The organism is Rhodanobacter sp. TND4EL1, assembly GCF_054061035.1.
Map to the genome: position 1 here is coordinate 348,108 of NZ_JBSSDT010000004.1, position 10,059 is coordinate 358,166.

Here is a 10,059-nt window from a genome sequence, read left to right on the forward strand (position 1 = left end):
AGCTTGCTTTGGCACTGGGCCACGCCCGGAAAATGCACGGGGATATCACTGGATGGCCGCTTCACCGCAAATCGCTTCGCTGCTTGGTCGACGGGGTCGGCTGGAGCTGGACGAACTGCTGGCGGCGCTGGTGGTGGACGGGTTTGTACTGGCCGACGAGGCCAAACAGGTCCGCATGGGCGCCCGCGCCGGACGCAGCACGGTAGAGCTGCACCCGCTGGTGGTGATCGCGAATGCGAAGCTGGCCAACCAGCAGGATCCGGGGCGACCACTGAGCCTTGAGGCGCTGACCGAATGGCTTGCCGGTCACGCCGGCTTGCCGTACCTGAAGATCGATCCGATGAAGATCAACGTCTCGTCGGTGACCCAGGTAGTCAGCCAGGCTTATGCCAAACGACACCGGATTCTGCCGATCGAGGCCACGCCCGGCGAAGTGACGTTCGCCACCTGCGAACCGTTCGAGTCCGGCTGGGCGCCGGACCTCAGCCAGATGTTGCGGCGGGACATCAAGCGGGTAGTCGCCAGCCCGATCGACATCAACCGTTACCTGCAGGAGTTCTACGGCGTCCAGCGCTCGATTCAAATGGCGCAGGATGCCAAGCACGGCAGCAATGCCTCCGCTTCCATTCTCAATTTCGAGCAACTGGTGGAGCTGGGCAAGAGTGGCGAAGTCGGTGCCGACGATCGTCACGTCGTGCACATTGTCGATTGGCTGCTGCAATACGCCTTCGAGCAGCGCGCTTCGGACATCCATCTGGAACCGCGCCGCGACATCGGGCACATCCGTTTTCGCATCGACGGCATCATGCAGAAAGTGTTCGAGCTGCCGGCGCCGGTGATGACCGCGGTGACGGCGCGCATCAAGATCCTGGCGCGCATGGACGTGGCCGAAAAGCGCCGCCCGCAGGACGGTCGCATCAAGACCCGCTCATCGTCGGGGCGCGAGGTGGAGTTGCGCATCTCCAACATGCCCACCGCGTTCGGCGAGAAGGTGGTGATGCGCATCTTCGACCCGGACCTGGTGGTGAAGGACTTCGCGCAACTGGGTTTCTCCCCCGGCGAGGGAGCGAACTGGCGCAGCATGGTGGAACGCCCGCACGGCATCGTGCTGGTCACCGGCCCGACCGGCTCGGGCAAGACGACGACGCTGTATTCCACGTTGAAGCACCTGGCCACGCCGGAGCTCAACGTGTGCACGGTGGAAGACCCGATTGAAATGGTCTCGCCGGAATTCAACCAGATGCAGGTGCACGCGGCGATCGACCTGGATTTCGCCGCCGGCGTGAGAACCCTGCTGCGGCAGGACCCCGACATCATCATGATCGGCGAGATCCGCGACCTGGAAACCGCCCAGATGGCGGTGCAGGCATCACTGACCGGCCATCTGGTGCTGTCCACGCTGCACACCAATGATGCCCCCAGTGCACTCACCCGACTGCTCGATCTTGGCGTCCCCCACTATCTGATCCAGTCCACGCTGACCGGTGTGGTCGCGCAGCGGCTGGTACGCACGCTGTGTCCGCACTGCAAGCAGGCGGGCGTGCAGGATCCGCAGGCCTGGAACGTGCTTACGCACGGCTGGGACATGCCGGTACCGCACAAGGTGTTTCAACCGGTCGGCTGCCTGGAGTGTCGCAACACCGGCTTCCTCGGCCGAACCGGCATTTACGAGATGCTCAAATTGTCGCCGCTGTTGCGCGGGATGGTCTCGGCCCAGCTCGATCTGAGCGGCTTCGGCCAGGCAGCCTTGTCCGAGGGCATGCGGCCCTTGCGTATTTCGGCTGCCGATCAGGTGGCGGCCGGCTTGACCACGGTGCAGGAAATCCTCACCGTGCTGCCGCCGATCGACGCGCTTGATGCCGACCAACCGTAACCACCATGCCACCCCGCACGAACCTCATTGCATGAAACCCGTTCTGATCATTCGTACCGGTCGCGCACCCGACGCGATTCGTGCCCGCCATGGCGACTTCGCGCACTGGTTCCGGCTGAGCGCCGGCCTGCACCCGCAACGGCTTCGCGTGGTGGATGTCGAACACGGGGAAACATTGCCGCCAGCCACCGAGGTCGCCGGAGCCATCATCACCGGCTCGGCGGCCATGGTGACCGAGCGTGCGGATTGGAGCGAGCGCACCGCCGACTGGATCCGCGGCGCCATGGACGCCAGCCTGCCGCTGTTCGGCGTGTGCTATGGCCACCAATTGATGGCGCATGCGCTGGGCGGCACGGTGGGTTACCTTTCCGGCGGGCGCGAAATCGGCACCCAAGCCATTGAACTCACCGATGCCGGCAAGCGCGATGCGTTGGCGCAGGGCCTGCCGGTCAGCTTCCGCGCTCACACCACGCACGAGCAAAGTGTCATCGAAGCGCCGCAAGGCGCGACCGTGCTCGCCCGTTCGGCGCGGGATCCGCATCAGTGGTTGCGCTACGGCCCGCACGCGTTGAGCGTGCAGTTCCATCCGGAATTCAATGCCGAGGTAATGCGCGCCTATATCCGTCGCAAACATTCCGCCATGCAAAGCGAAGGCAGCGACCCGGCGCGGGTCTTCAAGGAAGTGGCTGCCACGCCACTGGCGCGACGCCTGTTGCGCCAGTTCGCCAGCACGCATCTCGGAAACGCGACGCCGGCGTGATTTCAGCCGCGCAAGCGACGCGCGATGCCTTCACGGGAAAACAAGGCGAACACCACACCGAACATGAAGCCACCGATGTGCGCCCACCACACATAGGCGCCATAGCTCGGCCCCGCATAGCTGAACAATAATTGCAGCATCACCCAGATGCCGATCAGCAGGAACGCGGGCACCCGCACGAATTCCAGATACAGACCCAGCGGCAGGACCAAGCCAAGCCGCGCCCGCGGAAACAGCGCCACATAGGTTCCGACAACGGCTGACACGGCGCCGCTGCAGCCGATGATCGGCAAGCGCACACCGGACAGCGAAAGCGCGCCGATCAGATTGGCGACGATGCCTCCCACCACGAACAGCACCAGAAAGCGAAGGGAGCCCAGCGCGCGCTCCCCCGGCAAACCGAAGATCACGAGGAACAACAGGTTGCTCAGCAGATGCAGCCAGGTGACATGGATGAACAGCGCAGTGAACAGGCGCAGCAGCGCCGGATCGGCAAGCTGGGGCAACAGCGGCTCATGCGGGTCGAAGATGTTCGCCGGTACCGTGCCCCATTCCAGCAGCAGCGCAATGCGCTGCGAGGGCGGAGTCAACGCCAGCACCACAAAACCCAATACGCAAAGCGAGACCACCAGCAACGTGGCCCAATGCCAACGGGGGCGGCGGCGCGTTTCTACATGAATGAACAAGGGCCACTCCTCGCGCGCCTTCCGGACCGGAAATCGCCCTCATCATAGGTGATGAAGCGGCGTACCCAACGGATCGTCGGATCAGGGTAGCGTGATGGTGAGGTTCGCCGTGCGCGCCGGCATCTGCACCAGTTCGTGATAGTCCGCCAGGCGCTGGGCGGTGTCTTTCTGCAAGGCCATGCGCAGCGAAAGGTAACCGGCCAGGCCGGCCACAAGCAGTACCGCGGCCGCAGCCCACAACGGCACCGTGCGACGCAGAACGTGACTCACGCGATCCGGGGCCGCCCAATGCGGCGCAAACCCGGTGCGCTTGCCCTTCAGGTAGACGATTTCGTCACCCAGGCGCGCCGTGAGATAACTCAGCTTCTCCGTACCCTCCAGCCGATACTTCCCCTCGTAACCAAGCAGCAGGCAGAAGTAGTAAACCTCCAGCGACTGCAGTCGGGCCGCCCCCTGGGCGCGCAATTGCTCCAGCTGGACGAAGAAGTTCTCGCCTGCCAGATGATCGCCGAACAACGCAAGCTGCAGCGGCTTGCGCGCCCAGTCTTCACGGAAGCTGCAACCGGAGCTGAGCACCGCCTCGTCCACCACCGCGCAATACGCATACTTCGCGGCGTGAATATCCTCCGCAGCCACGCCCTGGCGACTGGCACTGCGCTCCATGTTGCCAAGGAACTGTCGCACCGCATCGGCAAACGGCTGCTCGGCCAGCGGCACCTGGCCGCGCTTGATCAGCAGCAACATGTAGAAGCCATCGGACATCAGGTCCAGCAGGCTGCGCGGCGCGTCAGGAATCTGCGTGTCGGCGTTGCCGGTGGACGCGGAGGGAGCGGTACGGATCATCGTCATGGCGTGAGTGCAATCAGTTCGAGCTTGAGTTCAGGGATGCCGGAAGGCACGTAAATCATGATCGATTGGGATTTCAGCATGCGCTCGTAGAGCGGACCGCGCGCCTCGATCGCGAAATAGGTACTGCCAGGCCTTACGGGTATGGCCGCGGGAATCTGGGGCGCATGACTGAGGTGCACGCCCGGCAGAGCTGACAACACGGCCTTCTCCACGTCGTCGGGGGCACCAACCTTGAAACGCACCGGCACCACGCTGACCAGTTCCGCAGCGGGCATGGCGGCGCCGACCGCCAGGTAAAACGCGGACTTTTCGTCGATGCGTTGCGAATCGATCCGGCCCAGATGATGCGAAGGGCGAACCTCGATCAGGGTGATCCCGAAATAGCGGGCGGAAATGACCGTGTCGATCAACTCGCGGATGATCCGGAACAATTTGTCGAAGCCCGGGCCCGAGTCGGCATGATTGTATGCAGGCAGGTCAGCCAGCTGATGCGAGGGCGAGAAGGTCAACAGCGAGCCTGCCAGGCGCAGCAGTTCCTGATGAAGCCTTTCCGGCGGCAGTCCCGGATTCTGGTAAAGATGGGCGAGCCCCGCAAACGCGGTATTGGCCGTGTGCAGCAACCAGAACGAGGCGATATCACCGGATCGAAATTCGATGATGTTCTGGGACGGTTCCCGGTGAAGTCCATACAGCGCCTGCGCCTTGGCCTGCAATGTATCGAGCAGGCGACGCAATGGCAGGAACAATGAAGGCGATGCACGCAGGCTCAACGATGGCGGGACGTAGTGCGGGTCCGCTTCAAAACCGCCCGTGCTGCCACGCCGCAGGCGAATCAGCGGCACCGTGATATACGCCTCACGAGGCTGATCGTCGGTGATCAGGCGAACCGACTTCTTCAGATACGCCAGGTCCGCTTCAGCGGCATCGGAGTAAACATCTGCCGTGGGCAGATCGTTCTGCAAGTAGCGCGCGTTGCCATCGCCATTGTCGCGCGCGCAATTGCCGCCGTATTCCTTCAGCAGCGGCAGCGCGAGATGGATGGTTACCTCCAGCGTTCCTTCGGGCAGACCGTCCAGTGAAATCGGCGGCGGCAGTTCATCGGCATCAGGCGCGGCATACAACTCGCCATCCGGAAAGATCACCGACAACTGCAGCGCATGCAACATGCCGGTCGCCAGCCCCTGGGTGTCGAAGCGGACCTGGCGAACGCCCCAGCAGTAAGGGTGCAGCGCCTGACTGGTCTCATGCAGCCGGGATTCGTGATACGCGTCCTGACGCTGGAAGTGTTGCGGGCGAAGGAACAAACCTTCTCCCCAGAATAGTTTGGCGGCTTGACTCACGTGAGCCCCTTCTTGCTGCAGGAAATGCGTTGGATGGCGGAATGGACGTCCAGACCACGCTGATGCACGAACGTGGCGAACAACGGCGATCGCACGCTTTCGCCCGCGATCATGAGCCCGGCGTTGTGCAATGCACGGACGCCAGCGAGTCCGGACTGTCCGACAATTCGGTCACCAGCGCACCTGCCGTGGAGGACATCGCGCAGCCATGGACACCGAGCGTGATGCCGCTGTCGGCAGAACCCTTGACGTCATAGGCAAACCGCCAGCGCTGCGAACCGGGCGCCCGGAAAAGCGCCACAAACGCCACATAACGCGTGTCGACCGGCATGTGCTCGGTGCTGGTGTAGTGCTGGTCCGGAAGCAGAAGCATCTCGCGACTGTCGATCAAGTCGCTGCCCAGCGCTGCCTGGGTCTTGGCGTTGTCGAGGAAGTCGTTGAATGGCGTCTGGTTGAAACGATCCAGCGAGCGCAAGTGATACACCTTCACGACCAGGGCCAGGGCCTTGCGCGTCGAACCGGCATTGAGATTGGGCGCAGTGAAAATGCGCAAGGGCAAGTTCTGTTCCGTGGCTGCCGGCAGTTGGGTCTTCGCCAGACCCACCGCCTGCATCATGCGATCGATCGGACCAGAACTTGCCTCCACCGCACTCGCCGCGTCACCGGTCGTTCGCGCAGCCCCGCCCGTGGTGACGCAACCGGTCAGCAACAACGTCGCGGCAATGAAAAAAGAGAGAAGTCGCAAAACGGGTTTCATGTCCATGAATGCAAAAAACGTCCTTGGAATTTTCACAGGGAGCAACGCCGCGTGTTGTAGTCCAAACCCGACAAGCGCGTATGAATCACACTCCCTGAGCGCTCGAGGTTCGCCGTTTTGCAACACGCCGCACCTCCCGATACGCGTGTCACTGCAAGGCGAAAACCAGCATGCGGCCTGCGTCGCGACGACATTTTCAATGATGAAGTATCGCCCGACTTGTTTTTGATAACTGGCCTGCGTTTCCTGATGTTGCGGGTTGCATCACAGCGCCCCGTCCTATAAAAAGTCGCAGCATCATGTCGGAACGGCTTCTGGATTTGTCCGATCGCGACATTGTCAATAATGGATGACAGGGAGATTTGCTGGTGAAGATGGGATACGCACGCGTCACGTTTCTGCTGCTGATGATTCCGGTTTTCGCCGGTTGCAGCATGCTGCATCGGTCCAAGACCAAGCCGAACGCCATCCATCCCTACGATCAGCTGATGCAGGATGCGGATGCGCGTTACAACGCGCAGGATGTCGATGGCGCCAAGGCTCTTTACACCAAGGCGGCAGCGGCCGACCCCACTCGTGAAACCCCCTGGTACCGTCTCGCGCAGATCAACTTCGATCAGCAGAATTATGGCCGCGCCATCGTCGAGGCGCAGGAAGTGCTGCAGAGAAATCCGTCCGATACCCACGCCGAAAGCATCCTCACCGTTGCCGGGTTGCGCGTGGCCGTCCAGGCGCTTGAACGTCTGCACGACGAGTCCAATCAGCAGGGTCCGGCGCACGTCGAAGCCGAAAAGCTGGCCGCAAAGATGCGTGACACGCTCGGCCAGGACGTCCTGGTTCCACCGGAGGCGATGCCCGCTGAACGCGCGCCCGCGCGTCGCCGCGTCACCACGCGTCGCGCAGCGCCCACGCCGCCACCGGCGACAACGCCAAAACCCGCAGCACCCCCGTCCACCCCGGCCAGCGACAACCCGTTCCAGGCACTGCCTGGCGGAAGCCTCTGACACCAAGCTAGCCGCCACAGGCCCATCATCGGAGAGATATTCATGGCCAAGAAGGAAAGCATCCAGAAGCGCCTGCAAAAGGTGCGCCCGCCGCGAGTCCAGCTGACTTACGAGGTGGAAAAAGGCGATGCCATCGAACAGAAGGAGCTGCCCTTTGTCGTGGGCGTGCTCGGTGACTTCAGCGGCAATCCCGACCAGCCCCTGCCGCGGCTTCGTGACCGCAAATTCGTCAATGTCGATCTGGACAACTTCGATGACGTGATGTCCGGCATGACGCCGCGCGCCACCTATCGCGTCCCGAACACCATCGGGGGAGAGGGTGAGTTCGGTGTCGAGTTGAAGTTCAAGTCCATTGACGACTTCCGCCCCGAGGCGGTCGTGCAGCAAGTCGAGCCACTGCGCAAACTGCTCGATGCACGCAGCAAGCTGGCTGACCTGCGCAACAAGCTTGCCGGCAACGAGAAGCTCGAGGACATCCTCAATGACGTGCTCACCAATACCGAAAAGCTGAAACAGCTTGGCGCGGAAGCGGGCGAGGAACAGGCATGAACACCGAGGCAGCCAGCAGCGCCGTGGCTCAGGCCACCACCATCGAAAGCAGCGGTTTGCTCGACCAGATCGTCGAGCAGAGCCGCGTCGCCAAGTCCGGTCCCGAACATCAACGTGCCAAGGACATCATCTCGGAGCTTGCACGCGAAGTGATGAGTGGCACCGTGGTCGTCTCGGACAACCTGAACAGGACTCTGGACGCGCGAGTCGCCGAACTCGACCACATGATTTCCGAGCAGTTGAGCGCGGTGATGCACGCCGACGAGTTCAAGGCACTCGAAGCCAGCTGGCGCGGGCTGCACTACCTGTGCGAACAGACCTCCACCGGCGCCATGATGAAGATCAAGGTGCTCAATGCATCGAAGAAGGAACTGAACCGCGACTTCAAGTCGGCGCTCGATTTCGACCAGAGCACATTGTTCAAGAAGGTTTACGAGGAAGAATTCGGCACGTTCGGCGGCGCCCCGTTCGGCGCACTGCTTGGCGACTACCAGGTAGGTAGACAGCCCGAAGACATGTACTTCATGGAACAGATGTCGCACGTCGCGGCAGCGGCCCATGCGCCCTTCATTTCGGCGGCAGCCCCGGAGCTGATGGGACTGGAAAGCTTCGCCGACCTTGGCAAGCCGCGAGATCTGGCCAAGGTGTTCGACACCGTCGAGTACGCCAAGTGGAAGTCGCTGCGCGAATCCGAGGACGGTCGTTACGTCGGCCTGACACTGCCGCGCTTCCTTGGTCGCCTGCCCTACAACCCGAAGGACGGCACCACGGTCGAAGGCTTCAATTTTGTCGAGGACGTGGATGGCACCGACCACATGAAGTACCTGTGGTGCAACACGGCCTACGCGTTCGGCGCCCGGCTCACCCATGCATTCGAGGACTTCGGCTGGTGCGCCGCCATCCGTGGCGTCGAGGGTGGCGGTCTGGTCGAGGACCTGCCCACTCATACGTTTCGCACGGACGATGGCGAGGTGGCGCTCAAGTGCCCCACCGAGATCGCCATCACCGATCGCCGCGAAAAGGAACTCAGCGACCTCGGCTTCATCCCGCTGGTGCATTGCAAGAACACCGACTACGCGGCTTTTTTCGGCGCCCAGTCGGTACAGAAGGCGCGCAAGTACAACACCGACGCTGCCAATGCCAATGCGGGGCTTTCGGCCCAGTTGCAGTACATCTTCGCGGTATCACGGGTGGCGCACTATCTGAAGGCGATGATGCGCGACAAGATCGGCAGCTTCGCCTCGACCTCCAGCGTGGAGTCGTTCCTCAACCGCTGGATTACCCAATACGTACTGCTGGACGACAACGCAACCCAGGAAGCGAAGGCCCAGTTTCCGTTGCGCGAGGCGTCCATCCAGGTGTCGGAAGTGCCGGGCCGCCCCGGGGCTTACCGCGCGGTGGCTTTCCTGCGTCCGCACTACCAGCTCGACGAGCTTTCGGTATCGCTGCGGCTCGTGGCAGAGCTGCCATCCTCGGTGAAAAGCTGATCGCTCTTGCCAAGGTGCAACAAACGCGCACTCCCCAAGGTTGCGCGTGAAGTCAGAACCTCACTATCCATTTTCCGCTCAAGGATGAAATCATGAAGGACATTTACATCAAGTTTGGCAACCCGGCCATCAAGGGTGAATCCCAGGACAAGGATCATCCGCACTGGATCGAAGCCAGTTCATGGACGCACCACATTGCGCAGCCCAAGTCGGCCACAGCATCGACCTCCGGCGGTTTCACTGCCGAGCGCTGCGAGCACGGTGACATGGTGTTCACCAAGGACATCGACGTGGTCAGCCCGCAGCTGTTCCAGTCCTGCTCCGGCGGCACCACGTTTGACGAAGTGACGATCGATTTCATGCGCGCCGACGGCGAAGGCAAGCGCGTGAAGTATCTTGAGATTCTGCTCAAGAAAGTCATCGTGTCCAGCGTCACGCCGACTGTGCAGACCGAAGGCCTGCCGGTTGAAACCTTCGCGCTGAAGTACGCCGCCGTCCAGTGGCGCTACACCCAGCAGAAGATCGGCGGCGGCCAGGGTGGCAGCTCGCAGGGTGCCTGGAGCCTCACCAAGAACGACAAGACCTACAACGTCTGAGCGTCTTGATGGATCGTGTGGTGCCGCGGCTTTCCGCGGCACCACACAGTTTTGTACAACAGAACATAGGCAGGCGTTCGGGTGCCCCCCCCCCCCCCCCCCCGGCACCCCAGCCCCACCCGCGAACGACCGGCAAGTCACTGCTGCAACGGGGCGCT

Annotated in this window: 10 protein-coding genes; 6 read left to right on the top strand and 4 right to left on the bottom strand. The window is 62.3% G+C overall.

The genetic code is table 11. The annotated features are described in order from the left end of the window. Positions 1–52: 52 nt before the first annotated feature. The gene (locus ACVWWQ_RS15320) at positions 53–1,873 is read left to right on the top strand and encodes a GspE/PulE family protein (RefSeq protein ID WP_133951979.1); all 1,821 of its coding nucleotides are present in this window, start codon (positions 53–55) and stop codon (positions 1,871–1,873) included. A gap of 31 nt (positions 1,874–1,904) precedes the next feature. Then, positions 1,905–2,633, top strand: coding sequence for a glutamine amidotransferase (locus tag ACVWWQ_RS15325; RefSeq protein WP_133951981.1), 729 nt, complete (start codon positions 1,905–1,907; stop codon positions 2,631–2,633). Between the two features lie 2 nt (positions 2,634–2,635). On the opposite strand, the gene ACVWWQ_RS15330 is transcribed toward ACVWWQ_RS15325, so the two are convergent. The 4 genes from ACVWWQ_RS15330 to tssJ all read right to left on the bottom strand — a co-directional run bounded on the left by ACVWWQ_RS15330 (position 2,636) and on the right by tssJ (position 6,265). Then, complete coding sequence (locus ACVWWQ_RS15330) at positions 2,636–3,319, bottom strand: rhomboid family intramembrane serine protease (protein WP_099654523.1); 684 nt, start codon at positions 3,317–3,319, stop codon at positions 2,636–2,638. Between the two features lie 81 nt (positions 3,320–3,400). After that, a complete protein-coding gene (icmH, locus tag ACVWWQ_RS15335; RefSeq protein WP_457383461.1) occupies positions 3,401–4,162 on the bottom strand; it encodes a type IVB secretion system protein IcmH/DotU in 762 nt (253 codons plus the stop codon). A 2-nt stretch (positions 4,163–4,164) separates the two neighbouring features. Continuing rightward, positions 4,165–5,508 carry a type VI secretion system baseplate subunit TssK gene (gene tssK / locus ACVWWQ_RS15340; RefSeq protein WP_133951985.1) on the bottom strand — a complete coding sequence of 448 codons (1,344 nt, stop codon included), beginning with the start codon at positions 5,506–5,508 and terminating at the stop codon, positions 4,165–4,167. A gap of 109 nt (positions 5,509–5,617) precedes the next feature. Next, positions 5,618–6,265, bottom strand: coding sequence for a type VI secretion system lipoprotein TssJ (gene tssJ, locus ACVWWQ_RS15345; protein ID WP_166669785.1), 648 nt, complete (start codon positions 6,263–6,265; stop codon positions 5,618–5,620). A gap of 374 nt (positions 6,266–6,639) precedes the next feature. Between tssJ and ACVWWQ_RS15350 the strand changes: the two genes are divergently transcribed. From ACVWWQ_RS15350 to ACVWWQ_RS15365, 4 genes are all read left to right on the top strand, one after another. Beyond that, on the top strand, positions 6,640–7,269 hold the full coding sequence (locus ACVWWQ_RS15350) for a tetratricopeptide repeat protein (RefSeq protein WP_457383462.1): 630 nt from the start codon (positions 6,640–6,642) through the stop codon (positions 7,267–7,269). Positions 7,270–7,311: 42 nt separating this feature from the next. Then, positions 7,312–7,818 carry a type VI secretion system contractile sheath small subunit gene (tssB, locus tag ACVWWQ_RS15355; protein ID WP_099654528.1) on the top strand — a complete coding sequence of 169 codons (507 nt, stop codon included), beginning with the start codon at positions 7,312–7,314 and terminating at the stop codon, positions 7,816–7,818. Further along, the gene (gene tssC, locus ACVWWQ_RS15360) at positions 7,815–9,305 is read left to right on the top strand and encodes a type VI secretion system contractile sheath large subunit (RefSeq protein ID WP_099654529.1); all 1,491 of its coding nucleotides are present in this window, start codon (positions 7,815–7,817) and stop codon (positions 9,303–9,305) included. Before tssB ends, tssC begins: the two co-directional genes overlap by 4 nt. A gap of 92 nt (positions 9,306–9,397) precedes the next feature. Then, entirely contained in the window at positions 9,398–9,901 is a 504-nt protein-coding gene (locus ACVWWQ_RS15365) for an Hcp family type VI secretion system effector (RefSeq protein WP_099654530.1), read from the top strand. Positions 9,902–10,059 lie beyond the last annotated feature (158 nt).

Coding starts and splice junctions, on each gene's coding strand:
- ACVWWQ_RS15320 (WP_133951979.1), top strand. CDS start 53: ATGGCCGCTTCACCGCAAATCGCTTCGCTGCTTGGTCGACGGGGTCGG.
- ACVWWQ_RS15325 (WP_133951981.1), top strand. CDS start 1,905: ATGAAACCCGTTCTGATCATTCGTACCGGTCGCGCACCCGACGCGATT.
- icmH (WP_457383461.1), bottom strand. CDS start 4,162: ATGATCCGTACCGCTCCCTCCGCGTCCACCGGCAACGCCGACACGCAG.
- tssJ (WP_166669785.1), bottom strand. CDS start 6,265: ATGAAACCCGTTTTGCGACTTCTCTCTTTTTTCATTGCCGCGACGTTG.
- ACVWWQ_RS15350 (WP_457383462.1), top strand. CDS start 6,640: ATGGGATACGCACGCGTCACGTTTCTGCTGCTGATGATTCCGGTTTTC.
- tssB (WP_099654528.1), top strand. CDS start 7,312: ATGGCCAAGAAGGAAAGCATCCAGAAGCGCCTGCAAAAGGTGCGCCCG.
- tssC (WP_099654529.1), top strand. CDS start 7,815: ATGAACACCGAGGCAGCCAGCAGCGCCGTGGCTCAGGCCACCACCATC.
- ACVWWQ_RS15365 (WP_099654530.1), top strand. CDS start 9,398: ATGAAGGACATTTACATCAAGTTTGGCAACCCGGCCATCAAGGGTGAA.